Origin of the sequence: Nocardioides sp. LHG3406-4, assembly GCF_049897745.1 — a bacterium.
Taxonomy (GTDB): Bacteria; Actinomycetota; Actinomycetes; order Propionibacteriales; family Nocardioidaceae; genus Nocardioides.
The window spans coordinates 1,161,666-1,186,391 of sequence record NZ_JAFCWV010000001.1; the positions used below are offsets into that span (position 1 = coordinate 1,161,666).

The following is a 24,726-nucleotide window of genomic DNA, read 5'->3' on the forward strand; positions in this document are numbered from 1 at the left end:
GCCGTCAACGGCCCAGCATCGCCCGGTATTTATCGCGGTCGACGTTCATCTGCCAGCCCGGGTCGTCGTCGGGCGGCACCCAGTCCCAGTCCTCGTCGGGTGCGAACCGGAGCTCTCCCGAGGTGATCTGGCGCAGCGTCTCATCGAGCCAGGCAGCCTCCGCGCGGGCCAGGTCCAGCCACAGCGTCCAGCCGCGGCGGGCGTGCGGCGGGCCGTTGGCCGGGTCGTCCTGGCCGGCCACGAACAGCTCGATCTGCGTCGCCAGCGCCGTACGACGACGCTCGAGGGCCGCGACCGCGAGGCCGCGCTCGAGCCGCGGCAGCATGCCGAACGCCGCCTGGAAGGCCACTCGGTCGTGCAGGTCGACCTCCTCCAGCGCCTGCACGAGCTCCCGGTGGAACTCCGCCCGGCCGGCCTCGGTGAGCTCGTAGACCGCGACGGCGCGGCGGCCGTCGACCAGGTCGTGCCTCTGCAGGAGCCCGTGCCGGGTCAGGGTCGCGAGGCCGGCATAGATGGACCCGGGATTGACATGCGCCCATTCGTCGACGCGCCACGAGATGAGCTCCCGGCGGATCTGGTAGCCGTTGACCGGCTCGAACAACGCCACCGCGCCCAGCAGCAGCATGCGAGTGGTCGGGACGGTCATGCGCGTCAGTCTAGGAGCGGCTTGCGGCGGCGGGCCGATCCGGGACAGGGTGCTCGCATGACTCCGGACCACAAGGGTGACGAGACCTCAGGCGGCATGCCCCTCGGCATCGACTTCGGCGGCAGCGGCATCAAGGGCGCCGCCGTCGACCTCACCCGCGGCGACTTCGCCGGCGACCGGGTGAAGATCAAGACGCCGAGCAAGTCGACGCCCGACGCGGTGGCGGCGGTGGTGGCCGAGCTGATCGGCCAGATCATGGAGCGGCACCCCGACGCGACCGGCCCGGTCGGCGTCACCGTGCCTGCCGTCGTACAGCACGGCATCGCTCGCAGCGCCGCCAACATCGACAAGTCGTGGATCGACGTCGACGCCGACGCGGTCTTCACCGCGGCCTCCGACCGCGACGTGCACGTGATGAACGACGCCGACGCGGCCGGCCTGGCCGAGACGAGGTACGGCGCGGCGCGCGACCACACGCGCGGCCTGGTCATCCTGACCACCCTCGGCACCGGCATCGGCTCGGCGCTCATCCACGACGGCGTGCTCGTGCCGAACAGCGAGCTCGGCCACCTCGAGATCGACGGCCACGTCGCCGAGAAGCGAGCGGCCAGCAGCATCCGCGAGGAGGAGGATCTGACGTGGGAGGAGTGGGGTGAGCGGCTCACGGTCTACTACCGGACCGTCGAGCGGCTCTTCACCCCCGACCTCTTCGTGGTCGGTGGCGGGGTCAGCCGCGACGCCGACCGGTTCCTGCACCTCATCGACATCCGCACGCCCATCGTGGCCGCGCAGCTGCAGAACCGCGCCGGCATCATCGGCGCCGCACTGGTCGCTCAGGAGGCGCTGGACTCCTAGGAGCCCGCCTCGGTCCCGCGGATCGCGGCCGCGACCGCCTTGGGCACCTCGGGGTTGAAGACCGACGGGATGATGAAGCTGGGGTTGAGCTCCTCGTCGCTGACCACGGCGGCGATCGCCGTGGCGGCCCGGAGCAGCATCTCCATCGTGATCTCGGAGGCGCGGGCGTCGAGAAGCCCGCGGAACACCCCGGGGAAGGCGAGCACGTTGTTGATCTGGTTGGGGTAGTCGCTGCGGCCGCTCGCCACGACGGCCGCCCGCTTGCCGGCCTCGGTGGGGTCGACCTCGGGGTCGGGGTTGGCGAGCGCGAAGATGACCGGGTCCGCCGCCATGTCGTCGATCCACTCCGGCTGCAGCACGCCCGGCCCGCTCACCCCCACGAAGACGTCGGCCCCGGTGAGCGCGGTGTGCAGGTCACCGCGCACCTTGCGCGGGTTGGTGCGCGAGGCCAGCTCGGCCTTCGCCGGCGGCAGCGAGTCGTCGTCGCGCGACAGGGCACCCTCGCGGTCCCACACGACGACGTCGCCGGCGCCACCGGCCAGCAGCAGGCTGACGATCGCCGAGCCGGCCGCGCCGGCCCCGGCGACCACGATGCGCACGTCGGGCAGCTGCTTGCGGACCACCCGGAGCGCGTTGGTCAGTGCGGCGAGCACCACGATCGCGGTGCCGTGCTGGTCGTCGTGGAAGACCGGGATGTCGAGCGACTCGCGCAGCCGCGCCTCGATCTCGAAGCAGCGGGGGGCCGCGATGTCCTCGAGGTTGATGCCGCCGAAGCCGGGGGCGATCATCTCGACGGCCTTGACGATCTCGTCGGTGTCCTGGGTGGCCAGGCAGATCGGCCAGGCGTCGATGTTGGCGAAGCGCTTGAAGAGCGCGGCCTTGCCCTCCATCACCGGCAGCGCGGCGCCGGGGCCGATGTTGCCGAGACCGAGCACTGCCGAGCCGTCGGTGACGACCGCGACGCTGTTGCCCTTGACCGTCAGCCGTGAGACGTCGGCGGGGTTGTTGTAGATCGCCATGCTCACGCGGCCCACGCCGGGCGTGTAGGCCATCGACAGGTCGTCGCGGGTGCGCAGGGGGACCTTGGAGTTGACCTCGATCTTGCCGCCGATGTGCAGCAGGAAGGTGCGGTCGCTGACCTTGTAGACCACGACCCCGTCGAGCTCGCCGACCGCGGCCACGAGCTCCTCGGAGTGGGTCGAGTCGGAGGCGCTGCAGGTGACGTCGACGACCAGCCGGTCGTGGCGGGACTCCGCCACGTCGATCGCGGTGACGATTCCGCCATGCTCGGCGATGGTGGTGGCGACGGTGCCGACCACCCCGTGGTCGGGGGCGGTGTGCAGCCGCATGGTGATCGAGTACGACGAGGTGGTGGCGGCCATGTCGGCAAGCCTCCACTGCCCGTGCGGTTACCAGCAAGTCGCCCCGGGATCTGCCCCTGGCTCAGTCGGCCAGAGCCTCGGTCGCCAGCGCCTTCTCGATGTCGCCGTCGAGGTCCTCGGGCACGGTGGTGGGTGCGAAGCGGCGGATCACGGCGCCGTCGCGGCCGACGAGGAACTTGGTGAAGTTCCACTTGATCTGGTCGCCGAGCAGGCCGCCCTTCTCCTGCCGCAGCCACGTGTAGAGCGGGTGCGCGCCGTCGCCGTTGACGTCGATCTTGGCGAACATCGGGAAGGTGACCCCGAAGCTGCCCGTGCAGAAGGTGGCGATCTCCTCCTCGGTCCCGGGCTCCTGGTGGCCGAACTGGTCGCAGGGGAACCCGAGCACGGTGAACCCCTGGTCGGCGTAGGTGTCCTGGAGCCTCTGCAGGCCGGCGTACTGCGGGGTCAGGCCGCACTGCGACGCCGTGTTGACCACCAGGACCACCTGGCCTGCGTAGTCGGCGAGCTCGACCTGGCGGCCGTCGATGGAGGTGGCGCTGAAGCTGGAGAGGGAGGTCATGCACTCGATTGTGGCACCGGGTCGGAATCGGACCCCGGCGCGGACCTCCGGCGCAGCCACCAGACCAGCCCGAGCAGGAGCACGACGGCGTCGGTTCCGAGAGTGAGGAGCAGCCCCAGCCGCCGTGGCTCCGCGCCCTCCACCCGGTGGACCGCCGGGTCACCGGGCACGACCTCGACGCTCAGCTCGCGCGTCTCCCTCGCCCGGGTGTACGTCGCGCGGTCGACCTCCGCCGAGAACGCCTCGCGATCGACGTCGACGTCGGCGTCGAAGCGGTAGGAGAGCCAGTACTCCGGGTCGTCGGCGTCGCCGTACACACGTCCGCCGATCACCTCGGCGACCACGTCGGTGCCGCTGCTCGCCACCCGTGCGCTGGTCGCGAGGGACAGCAGCAGGGGCATGTTGAGCAGCACCACCACGAGGGCGAGGGACCACAGCGTCCTGCGGCTGCGACGGATTGCCATCGGCCCAGTATCCGGGACGCCCGGACAGCGCCGGCGGCCCCCGGTCGGGCTCTGCCCAAACCCCTTCGACCGGCGTACTCTCGTCGAGGGGATCGAGCCCCCCGGCGCCCGCCGCTCACCGGTCTACCCCCCCGGAACCGGTGGCGGCACGCGGCCCGGGGCCCCGCTCCCAAGGATGGCGGTGCGGCTCGGTCCCTCGGGACGCGACCGGGCCGCCATCCGCACGCTCGCGTACTCTGCCCCCTGAGGTTTAGACCACCCCACGGGTGGCACATCTCACCTGTCAGTGTCTTTCATCAAGGGGGATCCTTGTCCAGCCACCGCTCGCGGCATGCGCTCATCGCGCTGCTGACCATGTTCCTGGCGGTGTCGATGACCGCCGCGCCCGCCGACGCCAAGCCCGGCAAGCACCGCACCAAGGGCAAGATCACCTGGGTCACCGACACCTGGGTGTCCGGCTCGGGCACCGGCTACGCCCTCTACGGCACCGTCAACGGCACGAAGAAGCGCAAGCTGCTGCTGCAGTACAAGGCCCCCAACGGGTGGAAGAAGCTCGCCAACACCAAGGCTGTCGACCACAACTTCAGCTTCACCGGGACCTGGGACTGGTACGGCCAGCACAAGGTCCGCGTCCTGGCCCCCGCGACGAAGAAGCACAGCAAGCGCGCGTTCAAGCCGCACAAGGTCAACGTGGTGCCGAGCTACACCGCTCGGGGCATGGCGGCCGACCACAACCTGCTGAAGTTCCACGGCTGGCGCGAGCGGATCAACCCGTGCCAGACGATCCGCTACAAGCTCAACCTCGACGACATCGGCGACGGTGTGCTCCCGATCATCGACTCCGTGCTGTTCCAGTTCACCCAGGCCACCGGCGTGAAGTTCAAGTACACCGGCCGCACGCACACGATCCCGCAGGGCAAGCGCCGCATGGACCGCGGCACCGACCTGGTCATCGCCTGGGCGACCCAGGCCGAGCGTCCCGCCATCGCCGGCGCCGTGGCCGTCAGCCAGGTCGTCAGGTTCGACCCGGGCCGAGACCGCAAGGGCAAGCTGTGGAGCATCAAGCAGACCGGTGTCACGGTCAACTCCGACCTCACCGTGCCGGGCACCCCCAACCAGGCCGTCGACATCGCGCTCGACTCCCCGAGCCGGGCGACGCTGGGCATGACCCTGCTGCACGAGCTCGGTCACGGCTTCGGACTGGCCCACACCGACCGGAACGAAGCCGGCCGCAGCCAGCTGATGTACTACTCGACCGACAACCTGCCCTGGAGCGACGGCTGGTTCCGCTCGCTCTTCGGAGCCGGTGACCTGGCCGGGCTCAAGAAGGTCGGCCTGGCGGCCGGCTGCGTGCGCGGCTGATCCGCTCGCGCATCCCGCACCACACCTGAGCACCCCCAGCAGCCCCGGTCTCCGACCGGGGCTGCTGTACGTCGCGAACCAGCCCCTAGCCGAGCCTCCGATGCCCCGGTGGCACGCCCTAGGCTGCGGGGCATGCGGATCTACGGCTTCACCTCCTACGGCGGCCCCGACGTGCAGGCGCACCTGGACGTTCCCGAGCCGGAGGTCGGCTCCGGCCAGCTCCTGGTCGAGATGACCGCGGCAGGGGTGAACCCCGCCGACATCAAGGTCCGGTCCGGCCTCCGCAAGGAGGTGGCAGTGGCGTTCCCCATGCCGATGGGTCGCGAGGCCGCCGGCGTCGTGACGGCCGTCGGCGAGGGGGTGACCGGCTTCGTGCCCGGTCAGCGCGTCTTCGGGCAGACGGCCACCGGCACGGGCGCCCTGGCGGAGCGGGTGCTCCTGGCCGCCGGTTCGAGCGCCGTCGTACCCGATGGTGTGGAGGACGCCCAGGCCACCTGCATCCCGGTCTCGATCGGCACGGCCTACGACGCGCTCGACCAGCTCGGCCTGGCCGCGGGCGAGACGCTGCTGGTGATGGGCGCCGGAGGCGGGGTCGGTACGGCGACGTGCGCCCTCGCCCGGCTGCGCGGTGTGCGCGTCGTCGGAGTCGCCTCCGTGGCCAAGGCTGAGCTGGTCACCGAGCTGGGGGCCACCCACGTGGTCTCGGGCGACGGCTGGCCCGACCGGGTCCGAGCGGTCGCCCCCGGCGGGGTGGACGCGGTCTTCGACCTCGTCGGGACCCCGGTGCTGGCCGATGCCTTCGAGCTGGCCGCGGTGCCCTCGCGGGTGATCAGCATCGCTGCGGCGAGCGAGGCGACCGAGGCCGGTGGGTCGGGGGTCGAGCGGCGGCGTACGACCGAGGTGTTCACCCTCCTGGTCGGGCTGGTCGCCGCGGGCGAGCTCAGCCCGGTGGTGTCGGCGACGTACCCGTTCGACCAGGCCGCCGACGCGGTGGCCCAGGTCGAGACGGGCCACACGGCCGGCAACGTGGTCGTGGTGCGCTCACGCCAGGCGTCGGCCCCGGCGGGTCAGCGCGAGGCCGAGCCCGAGGACCAGCAGGCCGAGTAGGCCCACCCACAGAGGCGGACCGCCGGCGTCGGGCAGACCGCCGGCCGGCCCCGCGTCCCCGGGGTCGCCGTCGCCCTGACCGCCGTCGTCGCCCGACGCCGGCACCCTGAACGACGCGCCGTCCTTGTCGCCGGTGACGGTGGGGCCGCCGTTGACCGAGGCGACGTTGACGATCTTCGCGCCGGGGTCGGCCACCACGTCGGCGACGAGGCGCACCGAGGCCTTCTCACCGACCGGGAGCGGGTCGGCGTAGACGCAGTCCAGCTGCCGCGGGGACGTCGTGCAGGACCAGCCCTGGCCCTTCGCGGATTTGAGCCTGAGCGCGGCCGGCAGCGGGTCGCGCAGCCGGATCGGGTCGACGCTGGCGCTCGGGCCGTCGTCGGTGACGGCGAGCAGGTAGACGACCTTGGTCGGGCTGTCCGACTCGACGGTCTTGGCGAGCTTGAGGTCGACCGTGGGGGTGACCGGGGCGGTGTCGGTGCTGGTGTTGTCGGCCTTCCCGGTCTCCTCCGCGGGGCTCGTCACGGTCGCGGTGTTGACGACCGTGGGGTACGCGCCCGGCAGCACGTCGACGTCGAGCCCGAGGGCCGTCGTCTCCCCGGCGCCCAGGGCGTCGGGGCGGGAGCAGGTGACGAGCTGTCCGTCGGCGGCGCAGGTCCAGCCCTGGCCGGTGGCTCCGGCGTACGAGAGTCCGGCCGGCAGTGCGTCGGTGACGACGATCGGGCCGGGCGCCGCGGTGGGGCCGTCGTTGGCGACGGTGAGGTCGTAGGTCGCCTGCTCGCCCACGACCAGCTCGCCGCGGTGCTTCTTGGTGATGGCCAGGTCGACCAGGGCCGGGACGGCGACGCGATCCGGGTCGACGTTGTCGGTCGGGTCCAGATCGGTGGTCGACGAGATGACCGACGCGACGTTATCGACCGTCGGGTAGGCCGCCGGCGCGACGGTGGTGACCACGGTGATCGGTGCCGCCGAGGTCAGCGGAGCCAGCCCCCCGGCCAGCGTGCACGTCACCCCGGCCTGCGTCGGACCGCAGGTCCAGTCGGTGCCGGCGGCGGACACGAAGGTCAGCCCGTTCGGCAGTGCGTCGGTGACCACGACGTCGCGAGCCTGCGACGGTCCGGCGTTGGCGACGTCGAGGGTGAACCTCAGCTCGTCACCCACCCGCACCGGCCCGGTGTGCGACTTCACGACCGACAGGTCGGCCGCCTGGACGACCTCCACCTCGGCGGTGTCGGTGTCGTTGGCCGGCACCGGGTCGGGCGTGCCGCCGTCGACGGTGGCCGTGTTGGTCACCGGGCCCGGCTCGGCATCCGCGGCGACCAGGACCTGGAGGTCCAGGGCGGGCGCCGTGGCACCGGCGATCAGGCCGCCCGGCAGCGTGCACGTGACGTCCGCACCCGCCCCCGGCAGGCACGTCCAGGGAGCGCCGGCCGAGAGGAGGCTGAGCCCCGCGGGCAGCGTGTCGGTGATCGTGAGCGGACCAACCGCGTCGGAGGGGCCGTCGTTGGTCACGGAGATCGTGTACGTCGTCGGCAGGCCGGCCGTCACGACGGCGGAGTCGCGCGTCTTGGTCAGCGCCAGGTCTGCCTGCGCGACGACGTCGACCTCGGCGTCGTCGCTGTTGCCGGCCGGGGTGTCGCCCGGCGTGATCGTCGAGACGGTCGCCTGGTTGACCAGCGTCGCCCCGTCGGCCACGCCCGAGGCCACCCGAGCGACCACCGTGATCGTGGGTGCCGTATCACCGGCGACGATGCGGTCGCGGGTGCAGACGCCCGCGGTGCAGGTCCAGCCGGCGCCGCCGGCGGAGACGAGCGCCAGGCCCGCGGGCAGCACGTCGACCACCTCGACCGCCCGGGCGTCGGACGGCCCGGCGTTGCTGACGGCGATCTCGAACGTCGCGTTCTCGCCGGCTCGCACCGGGTCGACGCCGGTGGTCGTCTTGACCAGGGATATCTCGGCGTCCTCGGCGACGGTCGTGCCGGCGTCGGAGGTGTTGACGCCCGGCCCGGGGTCGGTGGCCGGCCCATCGACGTTGGCGACGTTGGTGAGCGTCGTCGTACCTGCATCGGAGGCCACCGCGGCGACCAGCGTGATCACGCCGGCCGAGTTGCCCGCAGGCAGCGCCGCCAAACGCGTGCAGGTGACGTCCTGCCCCACGGCACCGCACGACCACCCGGTGCCTGAGGCGCTGACGAAGGTCAGGGCGGCGGGCAGGGCGTCGGTGACGTCGATGGGTCCGGGCGAGGTGGCCGGCCCGTCGTTGCGCACGGCGATCTCGTAGGTGACGTTCTCGCCGGCGACGACGGGGTTCGTCACCAGGGTCTTGGCGACCACCAGGTCGGCCTCGACGGAGATGCCCGTGTCGTCGGTGTCCTGGTCGTTCCCCGGGTTGGGGTCCGGCGTGGGGCCGTCGACTGAGGCGGTGTTGACCACGTCGGTCGCTAGCGTCTCGTCGATGTCGACGGTCAGTCGCAGGGTCGAGGACGCCCCGTCGACGAGTCCGCCGGCGAGCGTGCAGGTGACGTCCTGGCCGGCGGCCGAGCAGCTCCAGGCCTCGGATGAGGCCGACGACACGTAGGTCAGCTCGTCGGGCAGTGTGTCGGTGACGGTGATCGGGCCGGCGGCGTCGGAGGGCCCGGAGTTGTGGACCACGAGCTCGTAGACGCCCTGCGCTCCGGCGTCGAAGTCACCCGGGCTGTCCTTGGTGATGCCCAGGTCGGCGCTCGGCGAGGGTGACGTCGTGTCGCCGTCGGAGTCGGGTGACTCCGGCCCGGAGGTCGGGTCCGTCGGCTCGGTCACGGAGGCGGTGTTCGTGATCGCGGCGGTCACGTCGGTGGCCACCTGCACGGTCACGGTGATCTGCGGCAGCGCGCCCAGGGGCACCGGCGACGCGCCCCCGTAGGTGAACTGGAGCTCGGGATTGTTCTGGGCCAGGGTCCAGCCGGTGCCGGTGAACGACTCGTACGTCAGGCCTGCAGGCAGGGTGTCGGTGACGATGATCGCGCCGCGGGAGACCGAGGGACCGTCGTTGCGCACCGCGAGCGTGTACGTCGCCGAGGACCCGGGCTCCAGCCCACCGACGAGCGTCTTCGCGATGCCGAGGTCGGACTCCGTGACGACGTCGACGGACACCTCGTCGTCGTTGTCGGCGAGGGTGGGCTCGTAGGTGCGCCCCTCGACGGCCGCGGCGTTGATCAGGGTCGTGCCGGACGTCGTGGTGGCGGGCACCTGCGCGGTCACGGTGATCACGGGCAGGGACGTCCCGGAGGCCAGGGTCGCGGCCGGGTTGGTGCGCTGGCAGCTGATCGTCGTGGTCGCCGGAGAGCAGGTCCAGCCGGTGCCGGTCGCGGTGGCGCCGGTGACCTGGGTCGGCAGGTCGTCGGTGACGACGAACGGACCCACGGCCGTGTCGGGCCCTGTGTTGGCGACGGTGAGGGTCCAGGTGAACGCCTCACCGGCGACCGGGGTGCCGACGGCGGCCTTGGTCAGGGTCAGGTTCGCGGCGTCGATGCGCGTCTGGGCCGTGGCACCCTCGGTGTCGACGACGGACCCGGCCGGGCCGTCGAGGTCCAAGATGGTCGCGGTGACGGCGTTCTGGTGCACCACGGAGCTGCCGACGCGCGTCGGTGCCAGCGCGGCACCCGGGGTCGCCGTCAGATCGATGGTAATGAGCTCGCCGGGGGCGAGGTCGCCGAGGTCGTCCCACTGAAGGGTCTGGACCGGCGAGCCGGTCACCGAGTCGGGGTCCACCTGGGTGGGCGTCACTCCTGCGACCGAGACCTGCGCAGATCCGCCGTCGTAGGTCCAGCCGGTCGGGAGGGTGTCCGCGACTTCGACGTCGAAGCCCGGGGCGTCTCCGACGTTCTCGACGGTGATCCTCCACCGCGCGGGCTCACCCAGGTAGGCCGGCACGTCGAGCGCGGCCTTGCTGACCGCGAGCTCGGGCACGGCCGGGGTGACCACCGCGTCGTCCGACGGGGTGTTCGGGTAGATCCGGCCGCCGCCGTCGAGGGAGGTGTACTCCGTGACGTCGGCGATGTTCTGCTGAGGCGTCGTCGGGGCCGGGCTGACCAGGCGGGCGGTGTAGGTGAGCGTGAGGGTGGCACCCGGTGCGATCGGCCCGAGGTCGCTCCAGGTGATCGTGCCGCCGCCCGGCGAGCCCCCGGCTGCGACGCCGCTGTTGCTGGGCGAGCCCGCGACGACGCGAACACCGGCGGGGAGGGTGTCGACGACGTCGACGTCCTGCGCGGCGGAGCGGTTGGCACCGGAGGCGTTGGTCACCCGGACGGTGTAGACGAAGTCCTCACCGGGCGCGGGCGTCGCGTCGCTGACCACCTTGGTGATGCTCAGCGAGGGCTCGGTGACCAGCACGGTCGCGGTGCCCGGGTCGGTCTCGGAGTCGAAGGTGCCGCCGACGGGTGGCGTGGTGGTCTTGTCCGACTGGTTCCACTTGAGCGTGGCGCTGTTGACGAGGCTCTTGCCGGCAGTGTTGCCGGCGACCACGCCGACGACCGCGGTGTAGGTCAGGGTCACGGTGCGAGGGCGAAGGTCCGCTGCCACGTCGCCGAGCAGCCAGCCGTGCAGCTGGCCGGCCGCCGCGAGCGCGGTCGGCGTGGCCATGGAGCACGGTTCCTCAGGGTCGACGTCGGTGTAGGCGCAGGTGAAGCCGGTCCGCACCACTGAGGACGGCGCGATGCCGGCCGGGAGGGTGTCGATGATCGAGGCGTCGTAGAAGTTCACCGACGCCGGCAGGTCGACCTCGAGCTCGTAGGTCACCGTGCCGCCGACCGGAGAGCTGGTGGGAGTCACCGACTTCCGGAGCTCGCCACCCGGGACGGTGACCGTCGCCGAGACCGGCGTCGAGTAGGTCTTCTCGTCGGCGTCGGCATCGTTCATCGAGGTGCCCTCGAGAGTGGCGGTGTTCACGTACGCGACGTCACCGCCGGCCTGTGGGCTCACCTGGACGACGTAGGTCAGCGTCGGCCAGGGGTCGGCGCCGTTCGTGGCCCCGTCGGCCGCTGAGCGCCAGGCCAGGTCGCCGACGTCCCACACGACGGGGGTGGCCCCGCTGCAGCCGTTGGCGCCGAGGGCCCCGACGGTCGCCGTGCCGGTGGCGGTGGCGAGCGAGCCCGGGACGACGGTGAGCCCGGTGGGGACGCAGTCGACCAGCTGGGAGTCGAAGAGCGTGGGCCGCATCTGGTCGAGGTCGGCGGCGTTCGCGTTGCGCGCCGTCACCGTGTAGGTCACCTGCTGGCCCGCGACCGGCTTCGGGTCGTCGGCGACCTTGAGCGGTGCCGGCGACGGCTCGACGACCGTGATGCTCGAGCTCGCGCTGGGGGTGGGCGTGACGGGCACGGGCGGCACTGGCGTGCCGGTCTGCGTCGTGGAGCCCAGCTGCGCCGTGTTGACGCGGTCCTCGCCGTGCACGTTGAGGGCGTCGATGAGCACGGTGGCGGTGATCGTCATCTGCACCTCGTCGGCCGCGGTGCCCGCAGCCAACGGGGTCGGGAGCTCGACCTGCGGCCCCGTGGCGGTCTGGCTGCCGGTGAACCCGGCCGGCAGCGGCGCGAACGCGTCGCCGGGGGCCGCGCGGTAGGCGTAGTCGACCGAGTCGACGCGGATGCCCGCAGGGGTGGCGTCCGCGAGCACGCCGTTGTAGATCGTCGTGTTGGCCGGGACGGTGCCCGTCACCGTGTAGGTCACGGTCTCGCCGACAGCCGCGTAGTTGGCCAGGTCGCCGGGGTCGTCGGCCTGGGTCGCGTCGCCGACCTGCGTCGCGTTGGTCTTGGTGACACCGGACGCCGGGGTCAGCAGGGTGTGGTCGTCGTGCGCCCGGGGCACGTCCTCCTGGTCCGGGGGGACGGCGGTGTCGACGTTGTTGCCCGGGTAGTGCTGCGCGACGGTGTTGATGTTGGAGCTCGCGCCGTACGACGCGACGTCGACGTTGTTGGTGTAGGTCGCGCCGGCCGCGACGGTGGACGGGTAAGTGACCTCGTAGGTGAAGGCGAGGGTCGCACCCGGCGCGATCGTGACGGCGTCGGGGCGGTCCCAGCGGATCGCCGAGAGGGCCGTGCTGCCGTCGAAGGCCGGATGGCCGCCGACACCGGGGTCGGTGCAGACGCCGCCGTTGTCGATGGCCGTGACGTCGGCGCAGCGGATGCCGAGTGGCAGCACGTCCCACACGTCGGGCCCGACGACCGGCACGTCGGTGAGGTCGGCGGAGGTGCCGTCGTTGGTGGTGGCGACGGTGAACCGCACCACCTCGCCGGCCCGGATCCGGCCGGCGGCGCCGGGGTTGCCACCGTCGGCGAGCGGGCCGTCGGTGCCCGGCGCGACGGAGGTGGTCCGCGTGGCCGACTTGGCGACCGAGACGGGCGGCGGCGCGGCGATGGAGAAGTCCTCGCGGTCCCGCAGGAACCCGACCTCACCCTCCGTGTCGACCCAGGTGAGCTTGGCGAGGTTTCCGGTGACGTCCGGCGTCGCGGTCGCCGAGTCGTTCACGATGCCGGAGATCCGGTACTGGAACACACTGCCGCCGGGCACGAAGCGGGTAGCCCCACCCAGCGGGCTGCCCAGGTTGAAGGTCAGGCTGGACTCGTCGACCTGGGCCACCACGTTGTTGCCGGGGATGGCCGTGGCCGAGCCGGCCTCGTAGTCGACGTAGTCGGGGAGGAAGTCGGTCAGGACGGGGTTCTTGGTCTCGTTGCCGGCGGGGAACTGGATCCGCAGCAGGAAGCAGACCCGTGAGCCTTCGGTGAAGGTCGTCTCTGCCGGTGTCAGCGTCGAGGAGTCGGCATAGTCGTCGACGTCCGTGCCGCACACGTAGGGAGTGGGTCCGGTGTTGGGCTGGATCTCCTTGTCGAGGACGACCGCCTCGCTCTCGAGCGTCGCGGACGAGTCGTCCTCGACCGTCTCCGTGGAGACGCCGCCGGGCGGCTCGACCGCGGCCAGGGTGGTGGTCTGGGCGGTGAGCGCGACGGTGTTGACGTAGGAGTCGCCGACCACGGTCGGGTCCCCGCTCGGACCGCGGTAGTCGGCCAGCATCCGCGCCTGGTAGGTGATGGTCCGCGACTGGTTGGCCGCCAGGTCGATGGGCTGGAAGACGACCGTGAACCCGCCCTCGACCAGGTCCTCGGCAACGCTCGCGTAGGCGAGGCTGGGCGCGAAGGCGGGGTCAGGCGCACAGCTGGTCAGGTTGTCGCCGGTGCGGTTGTCCACATTGTCGAGGGGGCAGAGCCCGTTGGGGATCTCGTCGGTGATGACGATGTCGTCGGCGTCGGCGTACTCGCTCGTCTGCAGCTCGAGGGTGTACGTCGCGATGCCGTCCTGCGTGAACACCGTGGGGCTCACCGACTTCTGCATCGCCAGGTCCTCGGCGGTGACCGTCAGCGAGTCGCTGTCGGTGACCGCTGTCGAGCCACCGCTCACCGGGCCGGTGTAGACGGCGGTCACCGTCGCGCGGTTGGTGAGTGCCTGCTCGGTCACCTCGCGCGTCGACGCGCCGGTGTTGTTGTCGAGGTTGGCCACCTGCCCCAGGGAGGCGCCGCCGGGAGTCCCCGCGGGGAACGTCGCGGTGTTCGCCCGCTGCGGGATGCCGGCGCGGTAGACCACCTGGACGACGTCGTCCGCAGCGAGGGTGCCGAGGTTCCACTCGACGCGCGTGTAGACCCCCGCGGGGACGCCGGCCGGGTCGGTGACGGTGGTGACGGAGACGGGGGCGCGGCAGCCGGGCACGTCCGGGGTGGAGACGTCCAGCCGAGGTGCGCCGGCGTACTCCCGGCCGTCGGCCGGCGTGTTGTCCACGGTGCCGCACCCGAGGTACTCCAGCTGGGCGGGCAGCAGGTCGACGAGGACGACGTCACCGTCGGGGTTCTCGCCGTTGTTGGTGACCGTGAGCGTGTACGGCGTCGAGTGGTCGTGCACGCCGCGGAGCAGCTCGTGCTCGGGACTGGGCTCGGTCTTCTCGACCGTGATGGCGGTGATGGACGTGACGACCGATCCCGACGCGTCCTGGGCGGTGGCACCGCTCGTGTAGAGACCGGCCGCGTCGAACCTCGGGAGGGTGCGCGCGTCACTGTTGGCGTAGCCCTCGCCGACGTTGCTGAACGTGGAGCCCACGGGGTAGTCGTCCGGGTCGGGCAGGGCCTGGAAGCGCACGCTCTGCACGCCACCGAGGGGCAGGTCGCTGACGTTCTCCCACAGCAGCGTCTGCCGGCCGTCGCCGGCCGTGATGACACGTGGCTCGCCCGCGGCGGCCGGCACGGTGCTGCCGGGCTGGTAGGTCACGCCGGGCGGCAGCTCGTCTCGGAAGGTGAGGTTGAACTCCGGCGCGTCGCCGTCGTTGGTCGCGGTGAGCTCGATGGACACCGGAGTGCCGATCAGGATGCTGTCCGACGCCGACTTGGTGACGGTGAGCGACTCGGCAGCGAACGCCGGGCTCGCCGGCGCCAGCACTGCCAGGGTGCTGGCCACCACGAGGGTCGCCAGGGTGCCGGACCAGCTACGACGGGTGCGGGCGGACGCCGGATGGGTGTTGCGCATTCTCGTGCTCCTGTTTCGGGGCAGCCCCCGCACCCGGCCACGACCGGGTGCACTGCCTCGGCGCGCCACGACGGGCTACACCCGTCGACGGTGACTCCCCGGGAGTCCCATGCATCACCGCTTCTCTCGGACATAGTGGCTCAGCATGGCCGGCCGTCCTGCGAAATCGCAGAAAAAATGGACGATCGTTCATCGCAGCTCTCAACGGGGCGGCAGCTCGCGGGGCAGCGCCTCGACCTGCTCGCGGCACCACGGGCTCACGTCGCGCCCGCCCTCGACCACGTCGTCGCGGAACTCCGTCCAGGAGATCCAGGCGTGCTCCGCCACCTCGGAGGCGTCCGGCCGCAGGGCGGCCGGGTCGTCGCAGACGGCGGTGAACACCGGGCACACCTCGTTCTCGACCGTCCCGTCGGGCATCACCGCCCGGTAGCGGAAGTCGGGCAGGACCATCCTCAGGTCGTGCGCCTGCACGCCGAGCTCCTGCTCCACCCGGCGCTGGACGGCCTGGTCGACCGGCTCGCCCGGCCCGGGGTGGCCGCAGCAGCTGTTGGTCCACGCCCCCGGCCACGTCTTCTTCGACCAGGCCCGTCGCGTGAGCAGCAACCGCCCGTCCGGGTCGAAGAGGTAGCAGGAGAACGCCAGGTGCAGCGGAGTGTCGCGGTGGTGGACCTCCGACTTGGGCGCGGTGCCGATGGGGGTGCCGTCCTCGGCGAGCAGGACCACCAGCTCGGGCCGCTCCTGCCCTGGCGCGCTCATGCCGGCCTCGCGAGCTGGTCGACGGCCGCCCCGAAGACCCGGGGCATCCGCTGCGCGGCCGCCACGATGCGGTGCCTGACCAGCGGGATGCTGGTCGCACCGAGCAGGGAGCGGGTGAGCAGGTCGTGGCGGCGGCCGAGTCGGCGCCACTGCCCCTCGTACTCCGCCGGCAGGTCGTCGCGCACCGCGGCGACCGCTGCCTGGGCCTGGGCGAGGCCGAGCGCGATCCCCTCGCCGGTGAGCGCGTCGACGTAGCCCGCGGCGTCGCCCACGAGCAGGACCCGGCCGGCCACCCGGCGCCGGGACCGCTGCCGCAGCGGGCCGGCCCCGCGGACGCGCGACGGCACACGGCCCGAGAGCCGGTCCACCAGCTCGGGGAACTCGCGCACGAGGTCGGAGAAGGGCCGCCGCGCGGCGCTGAGCACGGCGATCCCGACGAGGCCGTCACCCACCGGCGTGACGTAGGCCTCCGCGGAGTCGCTCCAGTGCACCTCGACGTACGGCGTCCAGGGGGCCATCTCCACGTGGGACCTGAGCCCGTACCGGGGCTGCCCCCTCGTGGGGCGGTCGAGTCCGAGCAGCCGGCGGACCGGGGAGTGCAGGCCGTCGGCCGCCACGAGGTAGCGGGTGGGCTGCCCGTCGACCAGGAGGTGGTCGCCGCGGTCGACGATCTCGCGGACGGCGGTGTGGGTGGTGGTGATGCCGGCCCCGGCGACCCGCTCGCGCAGGGCCTCGTGGAGGGTGGTGCGCCGTACCCCCAGGCCGGGTCCGTGCCGGAACGTCGCCTCGGCGGTCCGGGAGCCCTGCACGTAGCGGATCCCGGCGATGCGATGCCCGTGGAGCGTGACTCCCAGCGCCGCGAGATGGGCGACGGCGCTGGGCATCAGGCCCTCCCCGCAGGCCTTGTCGATGATGCCCGCACGAGGTTCGTGGACGGCCACGTCGAGCCCGGCCCGGGCGGCGTGCAGCGCCGTCGCCAGGCCCGTCGGCCCTCCGCCGGCCACGAGCAGGTCACGCATCGGCGAGCCTGCCGTCAGGGTGGGCCAGTGAGGCCAGCGCGTCGTTCTCGACCCTGATCCGCACGGTGAGGAGCACGGCGTTGGCGAGGGTGAAGACCAGGGCGGTGATCCAGCAGCCGTGCACGAGAGGCAGCGCGATGCCCTCGAGCACCACGGCCACGTAGTTGGGGTGGGTGAGGAGCCGGTAGGGGCCTGAGCGCACTGGCGGCAGGCCGGGTACGACGATGACCCGGGTGTTCCAGCGCCGACCCAGCGTGGCGATGCACCACCAGCGCAGGGCCTGTGCCGCCACCACGACGCCGAGCATCGACCAGGCCAGGGCGGTGCCGACCTCGGGGCGCCTGGCCCACGCCTCGATGAGCATCGCCACCAGGAAGCCGGAGTGCAGCACGACCATGACGGGGTAGTGGCCCCGGCCGGTCTCGCGTCCGCCGCGCTCGAGGCTCCACGCGGCGTTGCGCTTCGACACCACGAGCTCGGCCAGCCGCTCGACCGCGACCAGCGCGACCACTACCACGAACGCCGTCAGGGACGTCATGACGCACCCGGCGACGGTGCCCTCAGCAGCACCAGCTCGGAGCAGAATCCCGGTCCCATGGCCATCAGCATCCCGTGGGAGCCGGGTGGCGGGGGTCGATCGCTCAACGTGTCGGCCAGCACGTGGAGGACCGAGGCGGAGGAGAGGTTCCCGATCTTGGAGAGCGACCTCCGGGTGAGCGCCAGGTCGTGCTCGGTCAGCTCGAGTGCCTCACGCAGCGCGTCGATCACCTTCGGCCCGCCCGGGTGGCAGACCCACCAGCCGATGTCGTCACGGGTCAGGCCGTGGTCGGTGAGGAACGAGTCGACGTCGTCGCGGATGTAGCGACCAACGATCGCCGGCACCTGGGCGTCCAGCACGATCCGCAGCCCGCTGCCCCCGATGTCGAAGCCCATCGTCCGCTCGGAGTCCGGGTAGAGCCGGCTCCTGCTGGCGAGCACCTCGACCTGGCCGCCGTCCTCATCGGGTCTGCCCGTCGCCACCACCGCCGCCGCGCCGTCGCCGAAGAGCCCGCTGGCCACCAGGTTGGGCATCGACACGTCGTCGCGCTGCACGGTCAGGGAGCACAGCTCGACCGCCACCAGCGCGGCCACGTGGTCGGGGTGGCCGGCCAGGTAGTCGTGCAGTCGAGCGACCCCCGCCGCTCCGGCGACGCAGCCGAGCCCGAACATCGGCACCCGCTTGACGTCGGGACGCAGCCCCACCACCGCGGCGATCCGCGCGTCCAGGGAAGGCACGGCGAGCCCGGTGACGGTCGTCGAGACGATCAGGTCCACGTCGCTGGGCGTCAGGTCGGCGGCCTTCAGCGCATCCGTCAGCGCGCGGGCGCCCAGGGTGACCGCGTGCTCGAGGAAGAGGTCGTTCGCCTGGTCGAAGCTGCCCAGCTCGGCGTACTCCTCGAGCGGCAGCGCGAGGTGGCGGTGGGCGACCCCGGCGTTGCCGTGCAGGGCCCGGAGCACGCGCTCGTTGAGGGCGCCGCTGGCGCCGACCACGCGGGTGAAGGTCTCGGTGATCTCCGCCTGGGGGTGGCGATGGGGCGGCAGGGCGCCGTGGACGGACAGGATGCGCATGCTGCTAGCCCTCTCTCTTCGTGGCTCGTGCGGGCAGGAGCGCGCGCCCGAGCCCGGCGACCAGCCTCGGGGTGAGCCGTCCGTCCCCGAGCCCGAGCTCGACCAGGTCGTCGAACACCCTCCGGTCGCGGGCGGACGCCACGATCCCCGCCTCCACCACCCGCGGGCTGCGGGACAGCCTGGCGGCCGCCCAGGTGTGCTTCAGGTGCCGGCCGAGCAGGGCGGCGGCCGCCGCGCGATGGCGGGCGCCGGCGCGGTCGGGTGCTCCGTCGCTGACGGCGTCGGCGGCGACCCGGCCGGCCGCTGCGCCGGTGGCCACGGCGTAGTAGATGCCCTCTCCGGTCATCGGGTTGACCAGCCCGGCGGCGTCACCCACCAGGAGCACCGGTCCGTCAGGCTGGCCGGCCCCGCGGCCCCACCCGGACAGCGGGAGGTGGTGCGCGCGCCAGGCGGTGCCCGACTCACCAGCCCCCGGGACCAGCCGCTCGAGCTGGTCGAGCATGAGTGCCTTCGACAGGCCGTCGCCGGAGCCGGCCAGCTCGCCGTAGCCGACGTTGGACTGCCCGTCGCCCCGGTCGAAGGCCCAGGCGTACGACGGCTGCCGCCGCTCGCCGTACCGGATGACCTGCAGCCCGCGCCTCACGTCGGGCGTGGGCGCGTAGCCGCGGATGGCGACGGCGCTGGGGCCGCGCAGCCGCGAGCCCACGGCGCCGCGCACGATCGACCGTGCGCCGTCGGCGCCGATCACGACCCGGGCGGTGATCGAGCCGTCGATGACCACACCGTGCCGGGTGCTCTCCAGGTGCCGCACGCGGTGACGCAGCAGCGTCGCGCCCGCGTCGACGGCGCGGCGCACCAGCCGGGCGTCGAACACGGCGCGCGGCACCACCCACACCGGCCGGGCGAGGTGGCCGGCGACCCGGGCGCTGCCGCGGGAGAGATCGAGGCGGCGTACGGGCTCCCAGCCCTCGACGACGTCGTGAGCGCCTAGGCGGCTGAGCACGTCGAGCGCATGCGGGGCGATGCCGTCGCCGCAGCTCTTGTCACGCGGGAAGTCGTCGCGGTCCAGGAGCAGGACCCGGGCGCCGGGGCTCCGCACCAGGGCGGCGAGAGCCGCTGTCGCACCCGCTGGCCCGGCACCGACGACCGCGACGTCCCACACCTGGTCGGCGGTCATCGCGACACCACGAGCAGCGCCACGTCGACCAGCGCGATCGCGATCACCGCCCGGAACGGGGTGCGGCCGCGGGTGACCAGGGCCGTGACGGAGAGTGCCGCGACAACCAGGAGCGCGGGCACCGAGACCGCCGGCGACACCGGCGACGTGCCTGCTGCGATCACGGCAGTGGCCGCCGCCAGCACGGCCACGGCCACGGCGGGTGTCCACCGTGCGCCGATGCGGTGCGGCAGGCCACGGACGCCGGTCGCCTCGTCGTCGGCCAGGTCGGGCAGCGCGTTGACGAGGTGTGCCCCTACGCCGAGCAGGGCGCCGGCGATCGGGACCCAGACGGGCGGCGGCCCGGCGCCGGGCTCCACGAGCGCGACGAACACCGGCAGGCCGCCGAACGCCACGGCGTACGGGAGCCAGGAGAGCGCGGTGCTCTTGACCCCGAGGTTGTAGACCCAGCCGGCGGCCACCAGGGCCAGGTGGAGCAGGCCGGCGCCCACGCCGCACCCGAGCGAGAGGACGACGGTCGCGGCGAGTGAGAGTCCGCACGCGAGCCGCACGGTCGCGGCAGCGAGCTCGCCGCTCGCCAGTGGCTTGTCGCGGCGCCCCACCCGGCGGTCGCGCTCCCGGTCGATCAGGTCGTTGCTCCAGCCGATGCTGAGCTGGCCGGTGAGCACCGCAGCGACGACGAGCGCCGTACGCCCCGCATCGAGCTGGCCGGCGACGCCCAGCGCACCGGCCATCGCGCTGACGGCGATGGACGGTCCGGGGTGCGCGGCGCGCAGGAGCGCCGCGGCCGAGCCGGGCCCCCGGGTCGTCCGGGTCGTCACTGAGGCACTCATCGCACCTCCAGGACGACGTCGGTCGTCGAGCGGCCCGTCACCGTCGACTTCCGCGGCGGTACCCAGCGAGACCTGGCGTCATGCCGTCAGGGTCGCACGGGACGGTGTCCAACGGCGGAGACGTCAGCTCGCCTCCGCGTCCTCCCGGGCCTGCTCCTCGCGGATCTCGCGGAAGTTCAGGTAGCTGTAGACGATCGTGGCGGCGGCGATGGCGGCTGACACCAGGAGCGAGATGCCCGTCCCCCACCCGCCGGGGAGCCACCAGAAGTCCGAGAGCGGCCACCACTCCGGTACGTCGGGACGGATGCCCCAGACGATGCCCACCGCCACGAGCCCGGCCACCCCGAGGGCCGACATCACGATGCGGGGCCAGGTCGCGACACCGTCCGCGGCCGCCCGCAGGGCTGCGTCCTTGACCGGCTCGAGCCGCTTCTCCGCCCATTCGTACTGCGTCGCCAGCAGGGCCAGCCCGGCGAACAATGCGAGCAGTCCGGGGCCGGGGAGGACCAGGGCCGCGATGCCGAGCACGACCAGGAGCCAGCCGGCACCCTCGACCAGGACGCGCTTGAGCCGTCGCGTCGCATCCAGCTTCATGGACGCCAGCCTGCCATGCATACCCTGGCGCTCGCCGCCCCCCGGGCCACACCGGAAGCGGATCTGGGACACTCACCGTTGACCCTGAGTGGTCCGGGTGCGTTCCGGCTCGCGCTGCGTGAGGCCCTCCGGGCGACCTCCCCGCCAGGCGCCCTACCCGGGCGGGAGCGACAAGCCCAGGTCTCGTGTGACCGTGCGCGTGGCTCGACCGACGCCCAGACGGAGGGCCGCGTACAGGTCCGTCATCGTGTCCACATCGCGCGTGACCGACGGGAACCTGGCGGCATCCAGTGGGTGTGCGCCCGTTGAGAGGTGCTGGCGCGCCGAGGATCGACCGTACTGAGGAGACAGCAGGGTGTTGTCACGTGCCGCGAGCACAGTCGTGCCCGCACCATGGGCATCGCGAAGAAATGACCGCGCCACCTGCGCCACCTGCGCCACCAGCTCGTCCATCTGGACCGAGCTACATGCCGGCAGGTCCCCCGGAACGACCAGACGGCCGCTCTGGGGGACCTCGGCTGCCACCTGTTCTTCCACCGTCGAGATGGCTCCATTGAGGTCGCTGCCCGGAACCACGTGGTGCACGACTCTTGGCATGACTGGCATCCAGGACACGTCATCGGGGTCCTCCCACGCGATGATCACGCGGTCGAGACCCTTGACCTGGCCCAGCGCGAAGACCGTGTCCACGAGCATGGCCCTTGCGACGCGCCACCGCGCCACATCCGGCAGGTCGAGTCTGGACTTCGCGCGCGAGAGGCTCTTCTGCGGGACGATCGCCATCCAGGGCTGGGCCGGTCGCCGACTCGATGCACGCGCCTCCTCAGCGCGGCAGGGGTAGACCGAAGTGATCGGCAGCATGCCGCGTGTCTCCCACATAAGCGAACACATGGCTCATGCACAGCAAAGCAGCGTCTTGACGCTCAGGAGACGTGGCGTCCACTGCATCGCTCAGCACGTAGCAGCGGTAGTCCAGGTTTCGGGCGCTGAACACGGAGTTGATGACACAGATGTCGGTACACACACCAGCCACGAGCAGGTTCTGCACCTTGAGGCCACGCAGCAGCACATCGAGGTCTGTGCCGAGGAACGCGTCGTAACGCCGCTTGGCGCGAATCACGAAGTCGTTCGTCTGCGGCTCCAGCTCTGCGACGATCTCTGCCCCCTCGGTGCCCTCCAGGCAGTGTGGGGGCTCGAAGTGACCCTCGATTCCGAAGTCCTCGAGTCCGGGTCGATGCATCTCCCGGGTGTAGATGACGGGAAATCCGCGTTCGCGGCAGGCGTCTGCGAAGCCCGCGATCGTGGGGATGATCTTCATCGCACCCGGTGTCGACAGAGGGGCGCTCGGCAGGACGAAGTCGTTCTGCATGTCGACGATCAGCAGGGCCGTCGCGTCCTGGTCGACGATGAGCTTGTTCACGTCTGGTGTGGTCACGCCGTCGGCTCCTGCTCCTTGGTCCATAGTGCCCGCGCAGCGGCGGCGCCACGTGCGCTGACCTTCCGCTTGATGGAGACAGCCCACGGATAGTAGATGGCGAACGCCACCAGGCCTCCGACGAACAGGCTGAGATCCGCGCCTCCGAAGTGGTCGGTCATCAGGGGCGAGGCGTAGATCGGAGTGTTCGCGAAGGCCCACGAGACTCCGAATCCCACGACCCAGGCGACGATGCCCGGGGCGAAGAGCCTTCCGGCCACACCATCGTGGGTGAACAGGTCTGCGTCTGAATACCGACCTCGGTGGATGAGGAAGAAGTCCGCCATGGTGATGACGAACCACGGCGAGAGCCACATGACCAGGGTCAGCATCCAGCTCTTGAAGGTCGACCCGAACTCCGGCTGGTAGATGCCCACGACCGCGATCGGCAACCCGAAGAGGGCTGTGATGAGGACGCCCTGGAGACGGCTCAGCCGGAAGCCGATGGTGCCCAGCACAGCCGGCCCCACGAACAGGTTCACGAGGTTGGCCGGCAGGAGCCCGAGTGTCATGACGAGCAGGACCGGGATCACCAGCGCCGAAGGCACGGCGGCCTCCACCGTCTTTCCTACATCGAAGCTGGTCGATGCATCGGTTGCGATGACCGCTGAGAGGCCGAAGGTGAAGAAGGTTCCGACGTACATCCCCGCAGTGGACAGGAAGAACGTCTTGCGCTGGGGTGCGTTGCGCCGCACGTACCGACCGAAGTCGTGCGCGAACGGGGTCCAAGAGACTCCCCAACCGACCCCCAGTGCGGTTGCCAGTAGCGCGATGGCACCGAGATGTTCGGCACCGTGGACCGAGGCGGGATGGCCCCAGTCGACACCGCCCGCGAGTGCCCCCACCGCGACAACGGCCAGTGCAACAGCCATGCCGATGAACGCCACGCGTTCGTAGCGCGTGATCAGCTGGTACCCGAAGATGGCGACCGCGATCAGGGCCAGGATGAGGACTGCCAGCAGCACCAGGTCGGTCCCGTTGCCGGAGGGCACACCGAACTGTCCGACCATGCTTCTCGCAGCGGTGACACCGAAGTAGGTATTGACCCCGAACCAGCCTGCGGTGGTCAGGAAGAGGAGCACCGCCAGGATGCGTGCCCCTTGGTAGCCGAAGGCCGGGCGAGCGTTGACCATGACGGACGCACCGGTCCGTTGGCCCTGCACGACGCACAGGCCGACGGCTGCCGAGCCAAGGATCGCACCGATCAGGTACACCAGGAGAACGTCCACCAAGGACAGGCCGAGGATGATCCCGAGGGCACCTACGGCCAGGTTGGTGACAGCTACGTTGACGCCAGCGAAGACGAAGAACATCTCCGACGGCGTGCCGTGCCTCTCGGCCTCGGGCGTGGAGTCGAGTTGGGTGTCCCCGGGTTCGACCCGCAGCTCTCGCGGTTCGTTCATGACGCCTCCCACTGTTGGACTGCGGTTGTGATTTGCCTAACAGGAAGGACGCTAATGTCGTGGCGGTCCAGCGGCACGAGCACGAATTCACATGAGGTGGGCGCTTTGTGAAGAAGGTTCTTCTTGTGCAGGTGCTTCATTCATGGTAATGGAGCGATGCGAGCGCAATCGGTGCTTCGACAGCCTGCCGACCAGCCCTACGCCCGTGGGGGTCGGTGAGCCCGTCAGCGACCCATTCAGCCCTGTGGAGCATCTGGCTCCGAGCGCCTGACCGCCGCCAGGGCGTCCTCGAGATCCATCTCGAGAGCAGAGCGCAGGAGCAGATCGGCTGCGTGGAAGCGGAAGGGCGGGACGAAGGCATTGGGTATCGCGATGGCACGGAGCCCCGCGGCCTGGGCGGCGGCCACACCGTGGGGAGTGTCCTCCACGGCGACTGCCGCAGTCGGTGACAGACCCAGCCGGTGCAGCGCGAGGAGATAGACGTCCGGCGCGGGCTTGTGAGCATCTACCTCATCACCGCACGCCAACGCCGTGAAGCATCCGAGCACACCGACTCGATCGAGATGGGACATCACCCACCCACGTGGGGAGGAGCTGGCCACGGCCAACACCCTGCTGTCGGCGACGGCCTGGTCGATCCAGTCGGCCATCCCCGGGTTCAGGTCCAGGTCCGCATGCAGCTCGTCGCGGAACGCGACCCGCCGGGCATGGCTCAGCGCGCGGTCGTAGGCCGGCCCGACAGCGGCCGCCAACGCCGCGTACTTCTCCTCGGCGATGTCACCACCGTGGTCGGCGAAGAACGTCGCTACGTCGATCTCGAGGCCCCATTGGGACCACTCGTACTCCCAGCTCGCGAACAGCGTCGTCTCGGTGTCCATCAGCAGCCCGTCGAAGTCGAACACCACGGCGATCTCCTGCTCAGCGACAGTCACAGTGGTGCCTCGCC

At 71.6% G+C, this 24,726-nt stretch carries 19 protein-coding genes; 3 read left to right on the top strand and 16 right to left on the bottom strand.

What is annotated here, in order from left to right; translation table 11 throughout:
* Positions 1-4 precede the first annotated feature (4 nt).
* Positions 5-646, bottom strand: coding sequence for a PadR family transcriptional regulator (locus ACP7BP_RS05635; protein WP_426243294.1), 642 nt, complete (start codon positions 644-646; stop codon positions 5-7).
* Between the two features lie 57 nt (positions 647-703).
* Between ACP7BP_RS05635 and ppgK the strand changes: the two genes are divergently transcribed.
* On the top strand, positions 704-1,501 hold the full coding sequence (gene ppgK / locus ACP7BP_RS05640; protein ID WP_426243296.1) for a polyphosphate--glucose phosphotransferase: 798 nt from the start codon (positions 704-706) through the stop codon (positions 1,499-1,501).
* Here the strand turns inward: ppgK and ACP7BP_RS05645 are convergent.
* From ACP7BP_RS05645 to ACP7BP_RS05655, 3 genes are all read right to left on the bottom strand, one after another.
* A complete protein-coding gene (locus tag ACP7BP_RS05645; protein ID WP_426243298.1) occupies positions 1,498-2,883 on the bottom strand; it encodes an NAD-dependent malic enzyme in 1,386 nt (461 codons plus the stop codon). The genes ppgK and ACP7BP_RS05645 overlap by 4 nt on opposite strands.
* A 61-nt stretch (positions 2,884-2,944) precedes the next feature.
* Positions 2,945-3,442 (bottom strand): glutathione peroxidase, encoded by a 498-nt coding sequence (locus ACP7BP_RS05650; RefSeq protein WP_426243300.1) that lies wholly within the window; start codon positions 3,440-3,442, stop codon positions 2,945-2,947.
* A complete protein-coding gene (locus ACP7BP_RS05655) occupies positions 3,439-3,906 on the bottom strand; it encodes a hypothetical protein (protein WP_426243302.1) in 468 nt (155 codons plus the stop codon). The genes ACP7BP_RS05650 and ACP7BP_RS05655 overlap by 4 nt, the downstream gene beginning before the upstream one ends.
* A gap of 309 nt (positions 3,907-4,215) precedes the next feature.
* On the opposite strand from ACP7BP_RS05655, the gene ACP7BP_RS05660 reads away from it, so the two are divergent.
* Both ACP7BP_RS05660 and ACP7BP_RS05665 read left to right on the top strand, forming a co-directional pair.
* Entirely contained in the window at positions 4,216-5,268 is a 1,053-nt protein-coding gene (locus ACP7BP_RS05660) for a hypothetical protein (protein WP_426243303.1), read from the top strand.
* Positions 5,269-5,400: 132 nt separating this feature from the next.
* Positions 5,401-6,375, top strand: coding sequence for an NADP-dependent oxidoreductase (locus tag ACP7BP_RS05665; protein WP_426243305.1), 975 nt, complete (start codon positions 5,401-5,403; stop codon positions 6,373-6,375).
* On the opposite strand, the gene ACP7BP_RS05670 is transcribed toward ACP7BP_RS05665, so the two are convergent.
* The 12 genes from ACP7BP_RS05670 to ACP7BP_RS05725 form a co-directional block, all read right to left on the bottom strand.
* On the bottom strand, positions 6,310-14,916 hold the full coding sequence (locus ACP7BP_RS05670) for a hypothetical protein (protein WP_426243307.1): 8,607 nt from the start codon (positions 14,914-14,916) through the stop codon (positions 6,310-6,312). The genes ACP7BP_RS05665 and ACP7BP_RS05670 overlap by 66 nt on opposite strands.
* Positions 14,917-15,117: 201 nt before the next feature.
* Positions 15,118-15,672, bottom strand: coding sequence for an isopentenyl-diphosphate Delta-isomerase (gene idi, locus ACP7BP_RS05675; protein ID WP_426243309.1), 555 nt, complete (start codon positions 15,670-15,672; stop codon positions 15,118-15,120).
* A complete protein-coding gene (locus ACP7BP_RS05680) occupies positions 15,669-16,691 on the bottom strand; it encodes an NAD(P)/FAD-dependent oxidoreductase (protein ID WP_426243311.1) in 1,023 nt (340 codons plus the stop codon). Before ACP7BP_RS05680 ends, idi begins: the two co-directional genes overlap by 4 nt.
* Entirely contained in the window at positions 16,684-17,229 is a 546-nt protein-coding gene (locus tag ACP7BP_RS05685) for an isoprenylcysteine carboxyl methyltransferase family protein (RefSeq protein WP_426243313.1), read from the bottom strand. Before ACP7BP_RS05685 ends, ACP7BP_RS05680 begins: the two co-directional genes overlap by 8 nt.
* Positions 17,226-18,299: a type III polyketide synthase gene (locus tag ACP7BP_RS05690; protein WP_426243315.1), complete on the bottom strand. Its 1,074-nt coding sequence runs from the start codon at positions 18,297-18,299 to the stop codon at positions 17,226-17,228. The genes ACP7BP_RS05685 and ACP7BP_RS05690 overlap by 4 nt, the downstream gene beginning before the upstream one ends.
* A gap of 4 nt (positions 18,300-18,303) precedes the next feature.
* Complete coding sequence (locus ACP7BP_RS05695) at positions 18,304-19,476, bottom strand: NAD(P)/FAD-dependent oxidoreductase (protein ID WP_426243317.1); 1,173 nt, start codon at positions 19,474-19,476, stop codon at positions 18,304-18,306.
* A complete protein-coding gene (locus tag ACP7BP_RS05700; protein ID WP_426243319.1) occupies positions 19,473-20,309 on the bottom strand; it encodes a UbiA family prenyltransferase in 837 nt (278 codons plus the stop codon). The genes ACP7BP_RS05695 and ACP7BP_RS05700 overlap by 4 nt, the downstream gene beginning before the upstream one ends.
* Before the next feature lie 123 nt (positions 20,310-20,432).
* A complete protein-coding gene (locus tag ACP7BP_RS05705; protein WP_426243321.1) occupies positions 20,433-20,903 on the bottom strand; it encodes a PGPGW domain-containing protein in 471 nt (156 codons plus the stop codon).
* A gap of 153 nt (positions 20,904-21,056) precedes the next feature.
* The gene (cofC, locus tag ACP7BP_RS05710) at positions 21,057-21,764 is read right to left on the bottom strand and encodes a 2-phospho-L-lactate guanylyltransferase (protein ID WP_426243323.1); all 708 of its coding nucleotides are present in this window, start codon (positions 21,762-21,764) and stop codon (positions 21,057-21,059) included.
* Positions 21,727-22,338 carry a cysteine hydrolase family protein gene (locus tag ACP7BP_RS05715; protein WP_426243325.1) on the bottom strand — a complete coding sequence of 204 codons (612 nt, stop codon included), beginning with the start codon at positions 22,336-22,338 and terminating at the stop codon, positions 21,727-21,729. The genes cofC and ACP7BP_RS05715 overlap by 38 nt, the downstream gene beginning before the upstream one ends.
* Positions 22,335-23,780 carry a purine-cytosine permease family protein gene (locus ACP7BP_RS05720; protein WP_426243326.1) on the bottom strand — a complete coding sequence of 482 codons (1,446 nt, stop codon included), beginning with the start codon at positions 23,778-23,780 and terminating at the stop codon, positions 22,335-22,337. Before ACP7BP_RS05720 ends, ACP7BP_RS05715 begins: the two co-directional genes overlap by 4 nt.
* A gap of 236 nt (positions 23,781-24,016) precedes the next feature.
* Positions 24,017-24,712, bottom strand: coding sequence for an HAD-IA family hydrolase (locus tag ACP7BP_RS05725; protein WP_426243328.1), 696 nt, complete (start codon positions 24,710-24,712; stop codon positions 24,017-24,019).
* Between the last annotated feature and the right edge of the window lie 14 nt (positions 24,713-24,726).

Bases quoted from the DNA above. Each gene is read 5' to 3' on its own strand.
- ACP7BP_RS05720 (WP_426243326.1), bottom strand. From the start codon at position 23,780: ATGAACGAACCGCGAGAGCTGCGGGTCGAACCCGGGGACACCCAACTC.
- ACP7BP_RS05700 (WP_426243319.1), bottom strand. From the start codon at position 20,309: ATGAGTGCCTCAGTGACGACCCGGACGACCCGGGGGCCCGGCTCGGCC.
- ACP7BP_RS05705 (WP_426243321.1), bottom strand. From the start codon at position 20,903: ATGAAGCTGGATGCGACGCGACGGCTCAAGCGCGTCCTGGTCGAGGGT.
- ACP7BP_RS05695 (WP_426243317.1), bottom strand. From the start codon at position 19,476: ATGACCGCCGACCAGGTGTGGGACGTCGCGGTCGTCGGTGCCGGGCCA.
- ACP7BP_RS05650 (WP_426243300.1), bottom strand. From the start codon at position 3,442: ATGACCTCCCTCTCCAGCTTCAGCGCCACCTCCATCGACGGCCGCCAG.
- ACP7BP_RS05665 (WP_426243305.1), top strand. From the start codon at position 5,401: ATGCGGATCTACGGCTTCACCTCCTACGGCGGCCCCGACGTGCAGGCG.
- cofC (WP_426243323.1), bottom strand. From the start codon at position 21,764: ATGCTGCCGATCACTTCGGTCTACCCCTGCCGCGCTGAGGAGGCGCGT.
- idi (WP_426243309.1), bottom strand. From the start codon at position 15,672: ATGAGCGCGCCAGGGCAGGAGCGGCCCGAGCTGGTGGTCCTGCTCGCC.
- ACP7BP_RS05670 (WP_426243307.1), bottom strand. From the start codon at position 14,916: ATGCGCAACACCCATCCGGCGTCCGCCCGCACCCGTCGTAGCTGGTCC.
- ppgK (WP_426243296.1), top strand. From the start codon at position 704: ATGACTCCGGACCACAAGGGTGACGAGACCTCAGGCGGCATGCCCCTC.
- ACP7BP_RS05635 (WP_426243294.1), bottom strand. From the start codon at position 646: ATGACCGTCCCGACCACTCGCATGCTGCTGCTGGGCGCGGTGGCGTTG.
- ACP7BP_RS05685 (WP_426243313.1), bottom strand. From the start codon at position 17,229: ATGACGTCCCTGACGGCGTTCGTGGTAGTGGTCGCGCTGGTCGCGGTC.
- ACP7BP_RS05645 (WP_426243298.1), bottom strand. From the start codon at position 2,883: ATGGCCGCCACCACCTCGTCGTACTCGATCACCATGCGGCTGCACACC.
- ACP7BP_RS05680 (WP_426243311.1), bottom strand. From the start codon at position 16,691: ATGCGTGACCTGCTCGTGGCCGGCGGAGGGCCGACGGGCCTGGCGACG.
- ACP7BP_RS05655 (WP_426243302.1), bottom strand. From the start codon at position 3,906: ATGGCAATCCGTCGCAGCCGCAGGACGCTGTGGTCCCTCGCCCTCGTG.
- ACP7BP_RS05690 (WP_426243315.1), bottom strand. From the start codon at position 18,299: ATGCGCATCCTGTCCGTCCACGGCGCCCTGCCGCCCCATCGCCACCCC.